Consider the following 20,564-nt stretch of genomic DNA (forward strand, 5'->3'; position numbering starts at 1 on the left):
CTATAAATATATGGAAGGTTGGGGCATCAACCTTCTTTGGAGAGATATAGTAAGACCTGCTATTTTAGTAGGCAAGTATCGTTTTTATCCAAGAATCCCCTGCATTTAGGCATGGGGAGTATGTCAATTTCTCCTCTATCGAACTTATGGGAGCAGTATTGATTTTAAGTACAGTATTTATCTTAGCTAAAGCAAAATAAGAGGCTAATTTTAGCCTCTTATTTTTATTTTCATCTATATTTTTCTGTTTTTATGCCCCAAAATAAATAAATAGTATGTATTATCCAAACGGTAAGCATCACATATTGTACCCAAAAGAATTCAGCTGGCATAAAATAATAACCTATGCTCATTATTACTGTTACCATAAAAAGCACTTTGAATTTTGCCTTTATACTCATTGTTCGCTTTTGCACAAAATCTGCCAAATGTTTTTTATATAAATCAGTTTGCTTAAACCATTGATGTAATCTCTGTGAACCTTTAGAAAAACAATATAGCGTTAACAAATAAAAAGGTACCGTTGGTAATAATGGCAATACGATTCCAATAGTTCCCAATATAAAGCTTATAAAACCTAAACTTATCCAAAAATATCGTATCAGAATTTTATTTGATAATTCCACTTTGCACCTCATCAAAGAAATGATAACAATTTTCAATAAAATTATATCATAATATACTGGAATTATCTTCTATTATCTAGCAATTATCCTTTAATTGTTTTTCTATTATCGTATTTAAAATAAATCATACTTGCCACAGTAGCTATTACAGCTATAATACCTTCAAGATAAAAAGCTATATTTAGATTATATATTTCTGCGATATTACCAGCTATCATTGGAACTATTGTCATTCCCACTGCATAAATAGCCTGATAATATCCCATAGCTGTAGAACGTTTTTCGATAGGAACATTCTTCATTGCTTCTGAAGTGCAAAAAGAAAAAACAATCCCTGTAGATAATCCCGCTAATATTTGAATTGCAATCAATAAATTAGGTGAGAAAATATTAGGTACAGCAAAGCAATATATAGCTAAAACGAATAAAATAAAAGGTATCCAAAGTGATGAACCCAATCGTCTAGCAAAATTACTTGCTGAAAAATAAGAAGCCAATACTGCTACAATAATATATACGATGGATAATAGACCAATTTGAAATGCACTCGCATTTATTTCATGAGCAATCTGCGTTGTAAAACTCATACAAGTAGCCATTAAGATACCTTGTTGAACTAATGCCAATATAGAAAAGAAAATCAATCTTTTATCTGCATAAACTTTTATTAAATCTGATGTTTTCGGCACTATTTTTCCTGTCTTTATCTTTTGCTCTTTAATGCCAAAAGATAATAATATCGCTGGCACACCACTACAGATACTCAATAAACATAAAAAATTCATACCTAAATGATTATAGCTCAAGGTACTTAAAACAAAACCACCTAAAACGCCTATATTATTAGCAGCCATGATAAGGCCCATTGCTCTCTGTAGATTTTCACAAGTGAAATAACTAGCATATAAAACCATGAAAGAAATCCACATAGCTGAAGCAAAACCAGATAATATATTTCCCACTAAAAAACCTGTTTGCGGTTCTAAAATAATGCGAAATACAGAAGCTAGTGCTGAAGCTGTAACTCCTAAGATGATAAATAATTTATGACGACCATTTTTATCTGCCATGATGCCAATGGGCATTCTCAACACCATCTGTGAAAAACCATATATGCCTATGATTATACCAATCATACTAGAAGAAACCTGCATAGTTGATAAATACGGTGTTTGAAAAGGCACATATACATATTGGGCAAACCAAAATAGTACAACTATTATCAGTAACAAATTTTTCTGGTAATTTAATTTACTTTTATCCATGAAAAATATTTTACTCCTTTCATCTTAGATTAAATCTTTAAAATAAAAATCGCCTTAGACTAAGGCGATTTTTTTTATTTATAAATTATACATATGATTTAAAGGTCCACTGCCTTTTCCTAAATCTAAATTAGCTTTTAATGCTCCTGTGATATAATCTTTAGCATTTTTAATACTTGTTACTAAATCATGACCAGCAGCTAAATTAGAAGCAATCGCTGATGATAAAGTACAGCCTGTACCATGAGTATTTGGATTGTCTATGCGTTTACCTTCAAACCAATGAATTTCTCCATGGTCCCAAAGCAAATCATCTGCTGTATCTTCCAAATGACCACCTTTAATTAAAATAGCTGTCGGTATCTTTTGTGAAATAGTCTGTGCTGCTTTTATGCAATCTTCTTTTGTCTTGATAGCAAAGCCACATAAAACTTCTGCTTCTGCTAGATTTGGTGTAATCACTGTAGCTAATGGCAATAATTTTTCAATCAAAGTATTTGCTGCATCTTCTTCCATCAAACGACTACCAGCTGTAGAAACCATTACTGGGTCAGCAACGATATTTTTAGCTTTATATTCTACTAATTTATGAGCAATCATCTCAATGATTTCTTTATTTGCTACCATACCGATTTTGACTGCATCAGGATAAATATCCTGGAAAATACAATCCAATTGTCTGCCAACAAAGTCAGCCCCTGCATCTAAAATGCCGTACACACCAGTTGTATTTTGAGCTGTAAGAGCTGTAATTGCACTCATTGCATACATTTTATGAGCAGTAATTGTCTTTATATCTGCTTGAATACCTGCTCCACCACTACAATCTGAACCTGCTATTGTCAAAACTTTTTTCATTTCATTCATCTCTATCATCTCTTTTCATATTTAGCCATAGCTTCTAACTGTTCACCAGTCATATTATAAATAGCATCAATTAAATAATTTCTAAAGCTTGCATTGCCATCTAATTCGCCCATGCGTTTTTGAGCGATTTCACCTGCTACACCCATAGCACAAAAAGCTGCTACTGTAGCCATCAATTTATTATCTTTATTTGCTGCTAAATAAGCTGTAGTAAATGCTGATAACATACAGCCACTACCTGTAATTTTACTCATGATTTTATGACCATTGTAAATCACATAAGCATCTTTACTATCAGCCACAATATCAATAACACCACTAATAGCAATAATAGCATCCATATTTTTAGATAATTGCTTAGCAAATTTTACATATTCTGTTAAATTTTCTTCAGTAATGCTATCTCTTATATCAGCATCTACACCACGAGTTGAACCACTGCCATTTGCTAAAGTTTTTATTTCAGAAATATTACCGCGAATTACATCAAATTTTATATTTTTTACTAATTCAACAGCAGTGCGAGTGCGAAGTTCTGACGCTCCTACACCTACAGGGTCTAATAAAACTGCATGACTTAATCTATTAGCCATCCAACCTGCTTTATGCATAGAATTAATTGTTCTTGAATTCAGCGTACCAATATTTATATTTAAACCATTACAAATGCTGGTGATTTCTTCTACTTCATTAATATCATCAGCCATAATAGGTGATGCTCCACAAGCTAATAAAATATTTGCACAATCATTTACAGTAACATAATTAGTAATATTATGTATTAATGGAGAATTTTTACGCACATTCTCTAAACATTCTTTCAACAAAATAATCAGCCTCCTTTTTATTATTTTCATTCTACAATATTCACAAAATGCCTGCAATGAAAAAGCTTTTTGTTTAACTTGACTCCATTAAAATTAACTTAATTTATAGATTTAGCTTTTACTAAATTTAAATTAAGTATTAATATTGCCGAAATAATGCATATCATACCTAATATCTTCGTTAAATCAAATACTTCCTGAAAAAATATCAATCCCACTATAGCTGATACAATAGGTTCAATCGTAGCTAATATTGAAGCTTTTCCTGCCTCTAATTTTTTTAACCCCGTAGTATAGAGTAAAAATGGCATTACTGTACAAAAAATAGCCAATCCAATTGTCGCTATAATAGCTTGCAAATTCAAAAGCTCATTTACATGATATATAATTCTAGACAAAGGAATACTTCCGATAGCTGCCACTACAAAAGTATACGTAATAATAGTTACTGCTTCATATTTGTCTATTATCATCTTGCTAAAAATACTATATAACGCATAACCAAAACCTGCACCTAAACCTAATAATATAGCCTTGCCACTCAAAGTCACTTCTTGAGAAAATGCTCCTGTAATAAAACATAAACCGATAATAGTCACGATTAAAGCTAATATTTTTTGTTTATTAAATTTTTCATAAAAAAAGAAAAAGGACATTATCATCACAAATATAGGTGCCATATACAATAAAAGTGCAGGAACTGCCACACCACCAATGACTTCAATAGCTTCAAAATAACAATAATTAAAAAAGATAATACTCAAAATACCTGTACCTAAAAAATAAATTATATCCCTAAATTCAATTTTTAATTTACTTCTATCAAAAATACTTAAATAAATAACTAAACATAAAGCTGAAAAGAATACTCTTATCGCTACACATTGCAACGAATTAAAACCTAAATCCTTTAATAAACTGATGAAAATAGCAATAATTCCCCATAAAATGCCCGCACTAGTAATACAAACAACACTATTCACTACATCAACTCCTTTATAAATTCAAAATTATAAAAGCCTTCTTCTCATTATTTTACCTAAATTACAGATTAAATATCAAATTGACATAATGCTTATACTTGCTTAAAATTAACTTAACGAGCTAAGAAATTGTGGTGATTATATGTATCAAGAAGAACGTTTATATCAAATCATGAATTTATTACGCAAGAAAAAAAGTCTATCTAAACAAGAAATCATGTCTACATTCAATATATCTCGAGATACAGCCAGACGCGATATCATCTGTTTAGTAGAACAAAAAATCGCTTTACGCACACATGGTGGTATCACCTTACCTACAGTGCAACTTCGTCAAAGCTTCAAAGAACGAGCAAATTTAAAAAACTCCAATAAAGATTTATTAGGCAAAGTAGCTTCATCATATATCAAAAAAAATGCTATTTGCTATTTAGATACATCGACAACAGTTCAATATATGTGCAAATACATCAAAGAAAAATCTACTATATATAGTAATTCCATTGATATCATTGAACAATTAAAAGATAACGCTTCTTTAGATTTACACTTATTAGGTGGCAAACTCAATCCTGTTAATCGCTATTTCTATGGCAGTGAAACATTAGCCACACTTGATAATATCCGTTTTGATATCGCCTTTTTAGGTGCTGCTAGCATTACTGAAGATGGCTTTTACACCTTTGAAAATGAAGATGCTGCTATCAAGCATTTGATTGCCAAAAATTCTACACTTACTTGTGTACTTGCAGATTCTGGTAAATTTCTGCTACAGCCTGCTTATAAATTTGGTAAATTAAGTGATGTAGATATTGTTTTGACTACAAAAATGCCACCAAAAGCCATAGTTACAGCATTAGCTAAAGCTAATTGTTCACTATTTTGGGATTTCAATGATAAAGTTAAAGGAGAAAATATTTTATGACTATAAAACTCATTGCCTTAGACATGGATGGTACCTTACTCAATCGACAAAAACTTGTTCCTGAAAAAAATGCTTTAGCCATAAAAAAAGCTATGGATAAGGGTATTTATGTAACTATAGCCACTGGTCGTATGCCTGCATCTGCTTCTTATTTTGCTAAACAATTAAATATGAATTGCCCTGTAGTATCTTGTAATGGTGGTGTTGTTAAAGATTTAAATACAGGAAAAAGCATCTATGAAGCTCATTTTTCTAAAGATACTATAACTGAATTAATATCTATTTGTTATCAAAAAAATTGGTATATTCGTTGGTATATTGGCGATACAATTTATGTTCGCTATGTAGATATGGATATGTTCCCTGCTTATAAAACTACAAAAGGATTAAATATAGTAGAGGTCGGCGAGGATTTTGAAAAATATACAGAAAATGTTACGCAATTAGTTGTTTGTAACTTAAATGGAAAAATCCAAGAAATTCAAGATGAATTAGCTGATATATTCAAAGATAGAATTGGTCTACAACAAAATACAGGATATACTATGGATATAACACCTCCTGGTATTGATAAGGCAGTAGGATTAAGTAAATTAGCTCAATATCTACAAATAGACAAAAGCGAAATCATGGCTTGTGGTGATGGTGATAATGATTTAGCTATGATTGAATATGCTGGTTTAGGTGTTGCTATGGAAAACGCTATTGATGATGTGAAAAATATTGCTCAATTCATTACTAAAGATTGCGATGAAGATGGTATAGCATATGTTATTAATAAATTTATATAATAAAAAAGCTTGGCGATAGCCAAGCTTTTTTTTATTTTTCCAATCCATATTTTTTAATATAACGATATAAAGTAACACGACTTACACTCAAGAGGTTAGATAAACGGCTTACGTTTCCGCCAGCTGCTTTCCATGCTTTGAGGAATATTTCTTTATCTGTTTTCCATTTATTATCTGGTTTTACGCTACCCATTAAATTAATATCTGTAGGATAGATTTCATGTCCACTTGTATTGAAGAATGAATATTCTAATACGCTTTGCAATTGTTTGATATTTCCTGGCCAATCATAAGTTCTCAACACTTCTAAAGACTCTGGTAATAAAACTTTTGACTCCATTTGATGTTGTTTAGATAATTCTTCAATGATGTTAATAGATAACATCGGAATATCATCTCTACGAGAACGAAGTGATGGCACACGTATAATACTGCGAGAAATTATATTAAATAATTTTTCATCGAATTGACCTTTTTCAGTCAAACGTCTTAAATTTGCATCACTTGCAGCAATAATACGTACATCAATACTGCGTTCTAAGCTTTCACCGATACGATGAGTTTTCTTTTCGGATAAAGCTTTAGCTAACATTTTAGCAATAGAGCTTGGTAATTTTTCAATTTCATCAATGAATAAAGTACCCTTACTTGCTAATTCTAATTTACCTGGATGACTAACATCAGAATCTGTAGCTGCCCCAAAGATATCTTGTTCCAATAATTCTGGTGTAGAATCTGCGCAATTTATAGAAATCAACGGTCCTGCCATACGCATACTAGCCATATGAATACCATGTGCTAAACGCTGCTTACCAATACCCGCTTCACCTTGTAATAAAATATGATTTTTATTACGAGCTACACGATAAGCACGCTCTTTCATCTGTATAAAAGCTTTGCTTTCTCCTACCATAGAAGATAAGCTATATTTTGCTGTATAACCAGAAGCATGAGCTACTAAAGTACGTAAATCTTCAATTGGCATAGATACTGTAACTACACTTTGTACGTCTTCATCATCTTCAGAATTTTTCAATGGCACAACAGTAGTGATATCTTCATAAGTTTTATTATTAGTAATCCATGTAGTTTCACGATTATAGCAAGAAATACCTTGGAAACCATCATAAATAGGAGTATGTGTATAATTTAATACAATATCTTTTAAATGAGCTGTTTCTTTATTTTCATTTATAGCATTAATAGCGGATAAACGTTCTTCACCCATGCGATTTGCATAAACAATTTTATCTTCAGACATAATATGATATACAGCAAATGGCGCTGCATCTAAAATAGCTTTTTGAGCTTTAATATTCAAAGATTGTCTAATATTTAATTCTAAAGCAGTTTTTAATGTAAATAATAATGCTAAAACTACATCTTGAGGAATTTTTTCATATTCCATTACAGTTAAAGACACGATATATGTTAATTCCCCATTGACCATAATTGGCACAGAACCACTATTCATTTCATGTAATTCTTCAAGCCAAATTTCTGGGCCAAATACCCAAAATGGTACTTTATGTTCTTTTACAATATTGCAACTAAGTGTACCTACGTTTTTCGTAGTTAAGCTTACGCCTTCCAATCTATCAATAAGTCTTGATGTTGGATTGGCATATTTTTTCAGTACAGTACATTCTGAATCCATGATAGTTAAACATAGATTATATTCATGTAAAAAGTCTACAATACTGTCGATAAAATTATCTAAATACTCAATAGCATCACTGTGTTTGCTTTGTAATTGAGCCAATTCATATGCTGATAATCTAGCAGTTGCTGGAATTTTTTTAGGATTTACTTGATATTGCTTAGATAATTCCCATGATTCTTTTATCCATGGATGTACATTAGGGTCAGTTATACCCTTATTTATAAAAATTTTGTAATAATTTATTAATTTTTCTCGATTTCGATGTTCTCTAATCATAATATTTATAAACCTCTATTCTGTAAAGTTTGTCGCCTAAAATCTTTAAGATACTAACTATTTTAACAAGTGTGTAACAAACTATCAATTATTTTCTAAAAAAACAATAACATTTGTACAAAAAATATTGTTTATTTGTTAACTTGTGAGCTAAAATTATATTTGTTATACTTTATTCATAAATTAAAATGTTGAGGATGGTTTTTTCTATGGCTAGAATGAGTAAACGAATTAGTAATAAAATTACTAAAACAAAAGAACAACAAAATGCACCTAAAGAACAGAAAAAGTACGGTAAAGATATTTGGTTAATCCTATTAATCGTCATTAACTTCTTATTATTAGTAACTATGTGGGAAAGTTTAATTTTAGCTCCAATAAGCTTTGCTACTTACTTAGTTTTAGAAATTGCTTTAGTAATTATGTATGCAAATCGTCATGCAAAAGTGTCTGATAATGTTAGAGAATGGCTCTATAAGGCACAGATTTTCTTTATGGGTATTATTTTACTTTTATTCTTATATACAGTAGTTGCTTATATATTCGGTTAAAATAAAATATAAAATAAAAAGGCTAGTTAGATATAATCTAACTAGCCTTTTTTATAACCGAATTAATAATTGTTTGCTTTAATTTCAAAGAATGCTTTTGGATGAGCACATACAGGACAAATTTCTGGAGCTTCTGTACCTTCATATACATGACCACAGTTTGAACACATCCAAATCATTTTTTCATTGCGTTTGAAAACTTTATCTTCTTGAATATTTGCTAATAATAAATTGTAACGAGCATCATGTTCTTGTTCAATTTTAGCAACCATTTCAAAGAGGTTAGCAATGCGAGTGAAACCTTCTTCACGTGCTACTTTTGCGAATTCTGGATACATAGAAGTCCATTCTTCATGTTCACCAGCAGCTGCTGCTTTTAAGTTTTCTTCAGTAGTACCAATTTTATCTACTAATTTAAACCAAATTTTAGCATGTTCTTTTTCATTTGCAGCTGTTTCTTCAAAAATTTTAGCAATCTGAACATAACCATCTTTTTTTGCTTTAGAAGCATAGTACGTATATTTATTACGTGCCTGAGATTCACCAGCAAATGCCGCCCATAAGTTTTGTTCTGTTTTACTGCCTTTTAATTCCATTCAAATCGCTTCCTTTCCAATTTACTCTCTTACTTTTTAAATCTAACTAAAAAATAATTATTATTAATTAATATTATATACTATTTTTCTTGATAGTCAAGATATTTTCATATATTTAAATATAATTTGTTTTAAAATATATATTGTATACATTTACACATTTACACTTTTTTGTTATATAATAGATGTCATGACTGATATTGAATGTAGCAAATAACAAATTTATTGTTACTAATATTTATGTTTATTTTATGTATATATTTAAAAGTTTAGGAGTGTAATTTTGAAGAACATTATTTACTTGAAAACACAAAGGTGCAAAGGCTGCGGTATTTGCGTGGCTTTTTGTCCAAAAAAAGTTTTGCAATTAGATGTATTAAATCACTGTCAGATTGTCAATGCTGATGCTTGTATAGGTTGTGGACAATGTGAATTACGTTGCCCAGATTATGCTATTTTTGTAGATAAGGAGGAAAATTAATGATTAAATTAATGCAAGGCAATGAAGCGTGCAGTTATGGTGCTTTAGCTGCTGGTGTGCGCTTTTTTGCAGGTTATCCAATTACACCATCTACAGAAATCGCTGAAACAATGGCTAAATTATTGCCTAAAATGGGCGGTAAATTCGTTCAAATGGAGGATGAAATCGCTAGTATGGGTGCTGTTTTAGGCGCTTCTCTTGCTGGTGATAAAGTATTAACAGCCACTTCTGGTCCTGGCTTTTCTTTAAAACAGGAATTAATCGGTTATGCTTGTGCTGCTGAAATTCCAGTAGTTATTGCCAATGTACAACGTGTTGGTCCATCAACTGGACAACCAACATCTCCTGCACAAGGCGATATCATGCAGGCACGTTGGGGAACACATGGCGACCATTCCATCATTGCGCTTTCTCCATGGAGTGTGCGTGAAACTTTTGATGTTACTGTTATGGCGGTAAATTATGCAGAACGCTTCCGTACACCAGTTATTTTATTGATGGATGAAATTGTAGGTCATTTGCGTGAAAACATAGATGTTCCTGAGAAAGACGATATAGAAATTTATCCTCGTCGTCAACCAAAGATGGCACCATCACCAGAATATAAAGCCTATACTCCTGACACTGACTTAGTGCCAAATATTGCTGACTTTGGTAAAGGATATCATATCCATGTAACTGGTCTTATTCATGATGAAACAGGCTTCCCATCAGGTAGCCCAATGGTTACTAAAGAAGTCATTGATAGATTGCATAAAAAAATAGATATTGCTCGTGATGAAATTTGTCATTATGAAGCATATAATATGGAAAATGCGCAATATGCAATTGTGAGCTATGGCGGTACAGCTCGTACAGCGTATGAAGCTATGCTTGAAGCTCGCAAAAAAGGTTATAAAGTCGGCATGGTACGTCTTATCACAATTTGGCCATTTGCCGATAAAGTTATTGCAGATTTAGCAGACAAAGTTGATGCTATTTTAGTCCCAGAACTTAACTATGGACAACTTGTACATGAAGTACAACGTGCAAGTGAAGGCAAATGCAAAGTAGAATTCTTAGGCAAATACGATACACAGATTTTCACTCCAGCTGAAATTGAAACAGCTATTATTAAAATGTGCGAAGGAGGCAATAATTAATGAAACCTAGAGTTTATGAACAACATTTCCGTCAAAACCGCCTTCCGCATTTATGGTGCCCTGGTTGCGGTAATGGTATTGTAATGAAAGCAATTGTAGAAGCTATCGTCAAGAAAAATCTCGATCCAGATAAAACAGTAATCGTATCCGGTATTGGTTGCTCTTCACGTGCATCTGGTTATATGGATTTTGATACACTTCATACAGCTCATGGTAGAGCTATTCCATTTGCAACAGGTATAAAACTTGCTAGACCTGAACTCAATGTAATTGTAATCACAGGTGATGGCGATTGTATGGCTATCGGTGGCAATCACTTTATTCATGGTGCAAGACGTAATGTAGATTTAACTGTCGTATTATTCAACAACAATATTTACGGTATGACAGGTGGTCAGGCATCACCTACTACTCCGCTTGATAAAAAAGCGACAACTGCTCCATATGGTTGCGTTGATAATCCATTTGACCCATGCAATTTGGCAGCAGCAGCAGGTGCTACATATGTGGCAAGAAGCACAGCTTATCATGTACCACATTTGATCAATATGATAGCTGATGGTATTGAAAATAAAGGCTTCTCCTTGATTGAAGCTATAGTACAATGTCCAACAGCTTTCGGTCGTAAAAATAAAATGGCAGATCCTGCACAGATGATGATGTGGATGCGTGATAATGCAGTTATGAAGCCAGCTTTTGATAAATTAGCTGATGATAAAAAAGTAGGCAAATTCCCAATTGGTCTATTACATCAACATCAATCTATTGATTATGACCATGCCTATGATAAAGTTATTGAAATAGCTGGAGGTGTTGAAAAATGATGAAACAACTCCGTTTATCCGGTTCAGGCGGTCAGGGCGTTATCACAGCAGCAATTATCTTTGCTGAAGCTGCTGTAAGTGAAGGCAAACAAGCTGTTCAATCTCAATCTTATGGCCCAGAAGCACGTGGTGGTGCTTCTAAAGCAGAAGTAATTATTTCCGATAATCCGATTTATCATCCTAAAGTTATAAATCCAGATATCGTACTTGCTATGACACAACAAGCAGCTGACAAATATTATGGCGATTTAGACAAAGACAATGGCTTATTAATCGTTGATGAAGACCTTGTACCAAATGCGCCAGATTTTCCACATATTATTAAAGTGCCAATCACTAAAATGGCTTCAGAAAAACTCGGCAAATTGTTATTTGCCAATATAGTTGCACTTGGCATCATGGTTAAACTCTCTGGCATTGTTTCGCTTGAAACAGTAAAACAATCTGTGGCACATCGCGTACCACCACATACAGTTGATAAAAATATGCAGGCATTAGAACTCGGTTACAATGCTGTTTAAAATAAAAACTCCCTTTAATTAAAGGGAGTTTTTGTTATTATACAAATTATTTTTAATTATGCTTTTGAGATAGCTTCTTTCATAGATTTTACATAGTCAACTAAATATGGTGTAGCCTCTTTACCATATTTATCAATAATACGAATAACAGCACTGCCTACAATGACACCATCAGCAATTTTAGCCATATCATATGCTTGCTGTGGTGTTGATATACCAAAACCTACAGCTACTGGTTTATCTGTATATTTGCGAATAGTATCTACAATACTTTGTATATCTGTTTTTATTTCTTTCCTAATACCTGTTACACCTAAAGAAGATACGCAATAGATAAAGCCCTGTGCTTCATTAGCTATCATACCTATGCGATTTTCTGAAGTAGGTGCTATCAAAGATATTACTTCTATATCATTTTCATTAGCTTGGGCTAAAATTTCATCTTTTTCTTCAAAAGGCAAATCTGCCACAATAACACCACTAATATTACATTGTTTACATCTAGCAAAAAATTTGTCTTTGCCATAAACGAATATAGGATTTATATAAGTCATAAATACAAGCGGAATATTCACCTTTCCCTTTAATTTTTCAGCCATATCAAAAATATCATTTGTCGTCATATTGCCACTTAAAGCCACTTTACTAGCTGCTTGAATGACTGTTCCTTCTGCCACTGGGTCAGAAAAAGGAATCCCTATTTCTATCAAATCAGCTCCAGCTTCTGCCATCTTTATAATGAATTTTTCTGTAGCTTCTAAATTTGGATAACCTGCTAATACAAAGGGAATAAATGCTTTTTTATTTTTAAATGCTTCTTCTATTTTAATCATTGATTTTCACTCCTCTATATCTCGCCATAGCTGCTACATCTTTATCTCCTCTACCAGATAAACAAACAATGATGATTTCATCTTTTTTCATTTTCGGTGCAATTTTCATCACTTGTGCTATAGCATGAGCACTTTCAATCGCTGGGATAATTCCTTCTGTTCTTGATAAATATTCAAACGCATCAACTGCTTCATCATCTGTAATCGCTACATATTCAGCTCTACCACTATCATGTAAATAAGCATGTTCTGGCCCAATACCTGGATAATCTAAACCTGCTGAAATAGAATATACAGGAGCAATCTGACCATATTTATCCTGACAAAAATAGGATTTCATACCATGGAAAATACCTTCTGTACCTTTAGAAATAGTAGCTGCATGTTCTTCTGTATCAAGACCTTTTCCGGCTGCTTCACAACCAATCAATCTCACTTGTTTATCAGGAATAAAATTATAAAACATACCCATAGCATTGCTACCGCCACCAACGCAAGCCATGACTACATCTGGCAATCTCTTTTCCATGTCTAATATCTGTTCACGAGCTTCTCTGCTGATGATAGACTGAAAATCACGCACAATAGTTGGAAATGGATGTGGTCCCATAACAGAGCCTAAAACATAATGTGTATCATCAATTCTTGAAGTCCATTCGCGTAAAGCTTCATTTACTGCGTCTTTTAGTGTTCTTGTTCCTTTAGTAACACTATGTACTTTTGCTCCTAATAATTCCATGCGATAAACATTTAATGCTTGTCGTTTCGTATCTTCTTCGCCCATGAAGATTTCACATTCCATATTCATAAGTGCTGCCACTGTTGCTGTAGCTACGCCATGTTGACCTGCACCTGTTTCTGCAATTACACGAGTTTTTCCCATGCGTTTTGCCAATAAAATCTGCCCCAAAACATTATTGATTTTATGAGAGCCTGTATGATTTAAGTCTTCTCGTTTTAAATAAATCTTTGCTCCACCTAAATCATTTGTCATTTTTTCTGCAAAATATAAAAGTGATGGTCTACCTGTATATTTTCGCTGTAAATCCTCTAATTCTCTGACAAAATCAGGATCATCTTTATATTTTAAATACGCTTCTTCTAATTGATTTACTGCATTCATTAAAGTCTCTGGCATATATTGTCCGCCATATTTACCAAAACGACCTTTTTTATTTATCTTATTTACGTTCATATTTATCCTACCTTTCGCAAAAGTTCACTTATCGTCTTAACTTCATTTTCATCTTTATGATTATCTTTTTCTATACCACTGCTGATATCTACTATATACGGTCTTATCGTTCTTATCGCTCTAATGATATTTTGCTTATTTATACCACCAGCCAAGATAAATTCACCTGTAAAATCCTTAAGCAAATCCCAATTAAAACTCTTTCCTGTGCCACCAGCACTATCTTTTACATAAGCATCAAATAAAATCATATCGGCAATACTTTGTTTAGCTCTTTCTATATCAACAATATCTTTTACTTTTATCGCTTGCCAAATCGGTAAATCGAGTTTATTTTTCAATGCTTTGATAAATTCATTGTCCTCATCCCCATGTAATTGAATGATATCTAAAGGAACTTTCTGAGCTATCTCTTCAATTTGTGCTAGCGAAGCATTGACAAAGACACCGACTTTTTTAATTTTTTCATCTAAAATTTTAGCTAAATCATTCGCTGTTTGCATACTTACTTGTCGTTTACTTTCAGCAAATATAAATCCCACATAATCTGGAGTATATCTATTTATAATAGCTATATCTTCTCTAGTTTTCATGCCACAAAATTTTACTTTAGAGCTTATCTTCTTTCCATATAATTCATTAAGTGCTAAAACTTTATCTTTAGCCCTCATAAAAGTTTCACCGATAAGCACGGCTTGCACTTGATGAACTCTTAATTTTTCTATATCTTCTTTAGTTTTTATGCCACTTTCAGAAACGAAAATCACATTTTCAGGCACTAAAGACCTTAATTTTAAACTATTTTCTACATCTACAGTAAAATCTTTTAAATTACGATTATTCACACCGATAATTCTCGCTTGTACTTTCAAGGCTCTTTTTATCTCATTTTCATCATGAGCTTCCACTAAACAGGATAGCCCTAATTTTTCAGCTAAGGTAAAAAATCTTCTAAGTGTTTCATCATCTAAAATCGCACAAATCAATAAAATCGCTGAAGCTCCTAAAATTTTCGCTTTATAAATCTGATATTCATCAATGATAAAATCCTTACACAATACAGGAATACTGACATTTTGAGCGATTTCTTGTAAATATTTATCTTCACCTAAAAAATAATCTGGCTCTGTAAGTACAGAAATAGCACTTGCTCCTGCTAATTCATATTCTTTAGCGATAGTTAAATAAGGAAAATCTTGAGCTATAATTCCTTTTGATGGTGATGCTTTTTTCACTTCACAGATAAAATTTATATCTTGCTTTGTCAATGCTTTTTCCAAAGGAAAATCTCTATTTCGAGGCAAAGCTTCTGCTTCTTGTTTTAGCATAGCCAATGATTTTATCTGTTTTTGTTTAGCTATATTGATTTTTCGTTTCTTCACAATTTCATCTAAAATCATTTAACATACCTCATTTGAATATTTGATAAATCGTTCCATCTGATATTTAGCTTTGCCTGTATCTATCGTATCTTTGGCTATATTAATGCCATCTTGTATAGATAAACCATCTTTTGCTAAATAAATACTCATGCCAGCATTTAATAATACTGCATTGCGTTTTGCCCCCAAAGTTCCTGCTAAAATATCCCTTGTAATTTGAGCATTTTCATTTTTATCTCCGCCAACTAATTCAGCTGAATTTGCATATTCCATGCCATAATCTCTAGGGTCTAAAGTATATGTCTTTAATTTTTTATCTTTGATTTCACATACAAGCGTTTTATTACAAGCTGTTATTTCATCTAAACCATCATAACCATAGACAACAGCACCTCTTTTTACACCGAGATTAGATAATACTTTCGCTAATGGCTCTACTAATTCTTCTTGATAAACGCCCATCAATTGTCGATTAGCATTTGCAGGATTAGCAAGTGGCCCTAAGATGTTGAATACTGTTCTAATTCCTAGTTCACGTCTAACAGGACTAGCATATTTCATAGAGCTGTGGTACTTCGGAGCAAACATAAAACACATACCTATTTCATCTAGCATCTTTTCATTCTGCTTAGCATCTAATTCTAATTTAGTGCCTAAAGCTTCTAAACAATCAGCTGCACCGCATTTACTAGATACACTGCGATTACCATGTTTAGCTACCTTTATACCGCTAGCTGAAATTACAAATCCTGCTGTAGTTGAAATATTAAATGTATTTGCTTCGTCTCCACCTGTGCCGACTATTTCAAATAAATCATCTTTATAATCTATGCTTTGAGCTTTTTCTCTCATGACTTGAGCAAAAGCTGTTATTTCATCTATTGTTTCGCCCTTTAATCGCAAAGCAGTCAAAAAACTAGCAATTTGAATATTGCTCGCTGTTCCACTCATGATTTCTTGCATGGAAACTATAGCCTGCTCTGTTGTTAAATCTTGTTTATTGCTCAATTGATGAATTGCTTGTTTTATCATTTTGACCACCTCTTATATCCAGAAAATTTTGAATTAATTTCTTGCCATTATCACTTAAAATCGATTCAGGATGAAATTGCAATCCATAAATAGGATATCTTCTATGCTCTATCGCCATAATTTCACCATCATCAGTAGTTGCTATTATCTTTAAATCTTCGCCTAAAGTTTCTCTTTTAATCGCTAAAGAATGGTATCTTGCTCCCATAAATTCTTTATCTATACCCTTAAATAAAGGTGAATTTTCCATTATCTTTAATTTAAAAGCTTTGCCATGAACTACTTCTTTAGCATAACTTACAACACTTTCAAAAACTTCAGCTATGACTTGATGACCTAAACAAATCCCTAAAATCGGTATCTCACCTTCAAAAGCTTTCACGATTTCACTGCAAATTCCAGCTTCACTGGGTTTTCCTGGCCCTGGAGATAGCACAATATGACTTGGATTTAGTTTTTTTATTTGCTCTATATTTATTTCATCATTGCGAATAACTTTTATCTCTGGATTTATTGAGCCGATTAATTGATATAAGTTGTACACAAAACTATCATAATTATCTACTAACAAAATCATATGTTTCCACCTCCTGTGCTTTTGTGATTGCATCTATCATTGATTGAGCTTTATTTATCGTTTCTTGGTATTCATTTTCAGGTATGCTATCTTTGACTATTCCGCCACCTGAACGAACAAATACTTTACCTTGTTTTGCCACTGCCATTCTTATACCTATGCACATATCCATATTGCCTGCAAAATCGATATATCCCACAGCACCACCATAAATACCTCTTGGGCTTTTCTCTAATTCATGAATGATTTCCATAGCTCGTATTTTTGGCGCACCAGATAATGTTCCTGCTGGCAAAGTAGCTACGATAGCATCTAAAGCATCACAATCATCTTTGATTTTCCCTCTTACAGTAGTCGTTATATGCATCACATGCGAGAAAAACTCTACTTTATGCATATTTTCTACTGTTACTGAATTGAATTTACTGATTTTACCGATATCATTTCTGCCCAAATCCACTAGCATATTATGTTCTGCCAATTCTTTTTCATCACTTAACAATCTTATTTTTAATAAATCATCTTCTCGTCCATCTTTACCTCTTGGCATCGTGCCAGCTATCGGAAAAGTCTTTAATTCTTTATCCTCTAATTTTATCAATGTTTCTGGTGAAGCCCCTGTCAACTCTATTTGCTTGGAGCTTAGATAAAACATATATGGCGAAGGATTTATCGTTCTTAATATACGATAAGCATTTAATAGACTTCCTGAAAAATCTGCTTCTATGCGATTGGAGATGACAGCCTGAAAAATATCGCCTTCTTTGATATAATGCTGTGTCTTCTTCACTACATCTATATATTCATCTTTAGTAAACTCTCGTTTAAAATCAGATAATAATTTTCCTGAAGGTATTTCTTTTTCTTTGCCATAGATAATGAGTTTTGCTAATTTTTCTAAATCATCAATAGCTTTAGCATAATTAGCTTCTAAATCATCAGTTTTTATATTCACAATTAAAATTATCTTTTTCGTATAATGGTCAAAAGCTATTACCTTATCAAATAACATTAAATCCACATCATTGAAAGAAACTTCATCTTTATTTACTGTTTCATCTACAAAGTCCAATTTACTTTCTTGATAACGCAAATATTCATAAGCAAAATATCCGACCAATCCACCAGTAAATAACGGTAAATATTCAAATTTAGGGCTTTTATATGCTTTTAAAATCTCTCTAATCTCTATATTTGGATTATCTGTCTTAATTTCTTGTACTTCATTATCGCTAGCTTTTTTTATCTTCAATAAATGATTTTTACAACTAATCTCTAAAGAAGGATTAAAACCTAAGAAAGAATATCTGCCCCAATGATGTGTATTCTCCACACTTTCAAATAAATACACATTATCACTGATATTTTTCAAGATTTTCAACACTTTAATCGGTGTTGTAAGGTCAGCAAATATTTCTTTACTCACTGGCACTATTTTATATTCTGTTTTTATTGCTTCTAATTCTGCCAGAGTCGGTTTGTACATATTCTAATCCTCCTTTATAAATCTATTTGTAATCAAATAAAAATACCCGTCCTTGAAAATAATATCAAGGACGGGTATCTATATTTCTATATAATTAAATCACTAAAATTATATATTATACTCTACTCGCGGTACCACCTTGTTTGAGCAAATGCTCCTCTTTGCAGGATACTAACATATCCCTCACAGTTAACGCTTGTGTCGCGTTGCAGAATACTAAGATTATCCCTAATCTGTTGACTGCACCCTCAGTGGTCCATTTAATATGCTGCGTACTATAGGCTCTCAGCTCCCCTACTCTCTGTAAGTGCATTTCATATTTTTATCTCCACCTCATAGGTTTCATTAAGGCAAGTATTAAATTTTTGAATTGATTTGCTCATATTATTACACATCAATTATTTTTTGTCAATATTAAATTGTAAACTTTACACTATAAAATAAAAGCAATAACCACCGATATTGTTTTATGGTATAATAATTATACAAATTTTCACCCTGGAGTAAATTAATCATGAATGATGATAAATGGCAACGAACCGTTGCTAAACGAAGAAGACAACGTCGCATACAAAATTTATTTGCTTGTTTTGTAGTTTTATTAGTATTATTAATTTTATCGATTATAGGAGGTTATTACTATTACCAACGCACTAATTCTCCTGAATATGCTTTAGAAGAATTGCAAACAGCCTTTGAACATCGTGATATTGACACTATTCATAAATACGTAGATTTAAAAACTTTATTACCACCAAATTATAAGATTTTGACTAATGATATATTTATCAACGACAAAATCTATACGGAAAAAGAACATAGTATTTATCAAACATTCTATGCCCTCATTGAACCCATCATTATTGATGGTACAATTCAAAGCATTGATAAATATATTCAAACTGGAAATTGGCAACGATTCAATTATGATTCTATGCTTAAAGGTCGTCAATTAGGTATCGATTATACAGAATTAATCAATCGCTCTTTGTTGTTCAATATAAGTTTCAAAGAGATAAAATCCATAGAAACTATTGATGATAATTCAGTTATGGCAACAATTTTAGTTGCAGATAAATACACAGATACTAATTTTGATTTAAAATTAAAATTAGTCAAAAATGAAGAAGGCATTTGGCAAGTCAGCGAAGTTACGAATTATCAAGATTATCTAACTATGATATCTAATCTTTATCGTCAAGATATAAATACGTATTTGACTAATACTAAAGCCGATTTAGATAGAAATAATGCTCAATTCAAGCAATTACAAAGCGAATTTATAGTTTTAGCTGAAAACTTCAAAAATAATCCTTCATCAAGTCAAAGAGCATTGTTAAAATCTTTTATTGATAATAAAATAGTGCCAACATATCAAGATTGGTATAATTATCTACAAAGTTATCAAATACCTACAGGCGCTCGCCATTTACATGAATTGCGCATGGAAAGTACGACATATACTATTCAAGCATGGAAAGCTTATGCTATCGGTATTCAAGATAATAAACCAAAAGATTTAGCTAAGGCTGAACGACTACATCGAAAAGCTATGGAAACAGAGCAGAAAGTTACTGATACGATTAATAATATGCCTGCTTTATTTATGCCTACAGTCGATTAATTTTATACTTCGCTTGACATACTCCCCATGCCTAAATGCAGGGGATTCTTGGATACAAACGATACTTGCCTACTAAAATAGCAGGTCTTACTATATC

The 20,564-nt window shown here is 32.3% G+C and carries 21 protein-coding genes; 8 read left to right on the top strand and 13 right to left on the bottom strand.

The annotated features are described in order from the left end of the window. Positions 1 to 230 precede the first annotated feature (230 nt). The 5 genes from AC5LAX_RS08760 to AC5LAX_RS08780 form a co-directional block, all read right to left on the bottom strand. Positions 231 to 626, bottom strand: coding sequence for a YbaN family protein (locus AC5LAX_RS08760; protein ID WP_117585780.1), 396 nt, complete (start codon positions 624 to 626; stop codon positions 231 to 233). A gap of 83 nt (positions 627 to 709) precedes the next feature. Further along, complete coding sequence (locus tag AC5LAX_RS08765; RefSeq protein WP_117585781.1) at positions 710 to 1,891, bottom strand: MFS transporter; 1,182 nt, start codon at positions 1,889 to 1,891, stop codon at positions 710 to 712. A 78-nt stretch (positions 1,892 to 1,969) separates the two neighbouring features. Next, the gene (thiD, locus tag AC5LAX_RS08770; protein WP_018999940.1) at positions 1,970 to 2,758 is read right to left on the bottom strand and encodes a bifunctional hydroxymethylpyrimidine kinase/phosphomethylpyrimidine kinase; all 789 of its coding nucleotides are present in this window, start codon (positions 2,756 to 2,758) and stop codon (positions 1,970 to 1,972) included. 5 nt (positions 2,759 to 2,763) lie between these two features. After that, the gene (gene thiM / locus AC5LAX_RS08775; protein ID WP_117585782.1) at positions 2,764 to 3,585 is read right to left on the bottom strand and encodes a hydroxyethylthiazole kinase; all 822 of its coding nucleotides are present in this window, start codon (positions 3,583 to 3,585) and stop codon (positions 2,764 to 2,766) included. A 98-nt stretch (positions 3,586 to 3,683) separates the two neighbouring features. Continuing rightward, the gene (locus AC5LAX_RS08780) at positions 3,684 to 4,568 is read right to left on the bottom strand and encodes a DMT family transporter (RefSeq protein ID WP_288909489.1); all 885 of its coding nucleotides are present in this window, start codon (positions 4,566 to 4,568) and stop codon (positions 3,684 to 3,686) included. A 142-nt stretch (positions 4,569 to 4,710) separates the two neighbouring features. Between AC5LAX_RS08780 and AC5LAX_RS08785 the strand changes: the two genes are divergently transcribed. Both AC5LAX_RS08785 and AC5LAX_RS08790 read left to right on the top strand, forming a co-directional pair. Further along, entirely contained in the window at positions 4,711 to 5,493 is a 783-nt protein-coding gene (locus AC5LAX_RS08785; RefSeq protein WP_117585784.1) for a DeoR/GlpR family DNA-binding transcription regulator, read from the top strand. Further along, positions 5,490 to 6,284: a Cof-type HAD-IIB family hydrolase gene (locus AC5LAX_RS08790; RefSeq protein ID WP_288909488.1), complete on the top strand. Its 795-nt coding sequence runs from the start codon at positions 5,490 to 5,492 to the stop codon at positions 6,282 to 6,284. The genes AC5LAX_RS08785 and AC5LAX_RS08790 overlap by 4 nt, the downstream gene beginning before the upstream one ends. Positions 6,285 to 6,315: 31 nt before the next feature. Here the strand turns inward: AC5LAX_RS08790 and AC5LAX_RS08795 are convergent, their stop codons facing one another. Then, positions 6,316 to 8,223 (bottom strand): sigma 54-interacting transcriptional regulator, encoded by a 1,908-nt coding sequence (locus AC5LAX_RS08795; protein WP_288909487.1) that lies wholly within the window; start codon positions 8,221 to 8,223, stop codon positions 6,316 to 6,318. Between the two features lie 209 nt (positions 8,224 to 8,432). Between AC5LAX_RS08795 and AC5LAX_RS08800 the strand changes: the two genes are divergently transcribed. Then, positions 8,433 to 8,774, top strand: coding sequence for a hypothetical protein (locus tag AC5LAX_RS08800; RefSeq protein WP_008539292.1), 342 nt, complete (start codon positions 8,433 to 8,435; stop codon positions 8,772 to 8,774). 62 nt (positions 8,775 to 8,836) lie between these two features. Here AC5LAX_RS08800 and rbr read toward each other — a convergent pair whose 3' ends face one another. Further along, positions 8,837 to 9,370, bottom strand: coding sequence for a rubrerythrin (rbr, locus tag AC5LAX_RS08805; RefSeq protein ID WP_018999935.1), 534 nt, complete (start codon positions 9,368 to 9,370; stop codon positions 8,837 to 8,839). Between the two features lie 283 nt (positions 9,371 to 9,653). Between rbr and AC5LAX_RS08810 the strand changes: the two genes are divergently transcribed. From AC5LAX_RS08810 to AC5LAX_RS08825, 4 genes are read left to right on the top strand one after another with little or no spacing between them, the layout of a single operon-like run. Further along, the gene (locus AC5LAX_RS08810) at positions 9,654 to 9,851 is read left to right on the top strand and encodes a 4Fe-4S binding protein (protein WP_008539288.1); all 198 of its coding nucleotides are present in this window, start codon (positions 9,654 to 9,656) and stop codon (positions 9,849 to 9,851) included. Continuing rightward, entirely contained in the window at positions 9,851 to 10,993 is a 1,143-nt protein-coding gene (locus AC5LAX_RS08815) for a 2-oxoacid:acceptor oxidoreductase subunit alpha (protein ID WP_288909486.1), read from the top strand. Before AC5LAX_RS08810 ends, AC5LAX_RS08815 begins: the two co-directional genes overlap by 1 nt. Beyond that, positions 10,993 to 11,817, top strand: a complete 825-nt coding sequence (locus tag AC5LAX_RS08820) for a 2-oxoacid:ferredoxin oxidoreductase subunit beta (protein ID WP_288909485.1) — start codon at positions 10,993 to 10,995, stop codon at positions 11,815 to 11,817. Before AC5LAX_RS08815 ends, AC5LAX_RS08820 begins: the two co-directional genes overlap by 1 nt. Continuing rightward, positions 11,814 to 12,338 carry a 2-oxoacid:acceptor oxidoreductase family protein gene (locus tag AC5LAX_RS08825; RefSeq protein ID WP_008539285.1) on the top strand — a complete coding sequence of 175 codons (525 nt, stop codon included), beginning with the start codon at positions 11,814 to 11,816 and terminating at the stop codon, positions 12,336 to 12,338. Before AC5LAX_RS08820 ends, AC5LAX_RS08825 begins: the two co-directional genes overlap by 4 nt. Before the next feature lie 56 nt (positions 12,339 to 12,394). On the opposite strand, the gene trpA is transcribed toward AC5LAX_RS08825, so the two are convergent. Genes trpA through trpE form a run of 6 tightly spaced genes read right to left on the bottom strand, consistent with a single transcriptional unit; the run spans position 12,395 to position 18,843 of the window. Then, a complete protein-coding gene (trpA, locus tag AC5LAX_RS08830; protein WP_117585731.1) occupies positions 12,395 to 13,171 on the bottom strand; it encodes a tryptophan synthase subunit alpha in 777 nt (258 codons plus the stop codon). Next, complete coding sequence (gene trpB / locus AC5LAX_RS08835) at positions 13,164 to 14,366, bottom strand: tryptophan synthase subunit beta (RefSeq protein ID WP_117585730.1); 1,203 nt, start codon at positions 14,364 to 14,366, stop codon at positions 13,164 to 13,166. Before trpB ends, trpA begins: the two co-directional genes overlap by 8 nt. Positions 14,367 to 14,368: 2 nt before the next feature. Beyond that, a complete protein-coding gene (gene trpCF / locus AC5LAX_RS08840; protein ID WP_117585729.1) occupies positions 14,369 to 15,766 on the bottom strand; it encodes a bifunctional indole-3-glycerol-phosphate synthase TrpC/phosphoribosylanthranilate isomerase TrpF in 1,398 nt (465 codons plus the stop codon). Further along, positions 15,767 to 16,780: an anthranilate phosphoribosyltransferase gene (gene trpD, locus AC5LAX_RS08845; RefSeq protein WP_117585728.1), complete on the bottom strand. Its 1,014-nt coding sequence runs from the start codon at positions 16,778 to 16,780 to the stop codon at positions 15,767 to 15,769. Continuing rightward, positions 16,746 to 17,357, bottom strand: coding sequence for an anthranilate synthase component II (locus AC5LAX_RS08850; RefSeq protein ID WP_117585727.1), 612 nt, complete (start codon positions 17,355 to 17,357; stop codon positions 16,746 to 16,748). The genes trpD and AC5LAX_RS08850 overlap by 35 nt, the downstream gene beginning before the upstream one ends. Further along, positions 17,338 to 18,843, bottom strand: a complete 1,506-nt coding sequence (gene trpE / locus AC5LAX_RS08855) for an anthranilate synthase component I (RefSeq protein ID WP_117585726.1) — start codon at positions 18,841 to 18,843, stop codon at positions 17,338 to 17,340. Before trpE ends, AC5LAX_RS08850 begins: the two co-directional genes overlap by 20 nt. A gap of 514 nt (positions 18,844 to 19,357) precedes the next feature. Here trpE and AC5LAX_RS08860 point away from each other — a divergent pair. After that, positions 19,358 to 20,467: a hypothetical protein gene (locus AC5LAX_RS08860; RefSeq protein WP_117585725.1), complete on the top strand. Its 1,110-nt coding sequence runs from the start codon at positions 19,358 to 19,360 to the stop codon at positions 20,465 to 20,467. Positions 20,468 to 20,564 lie beyond the last annotated feature (97 nt).

This window comes from Megamonas sp. (assembly GCF_986095205.1).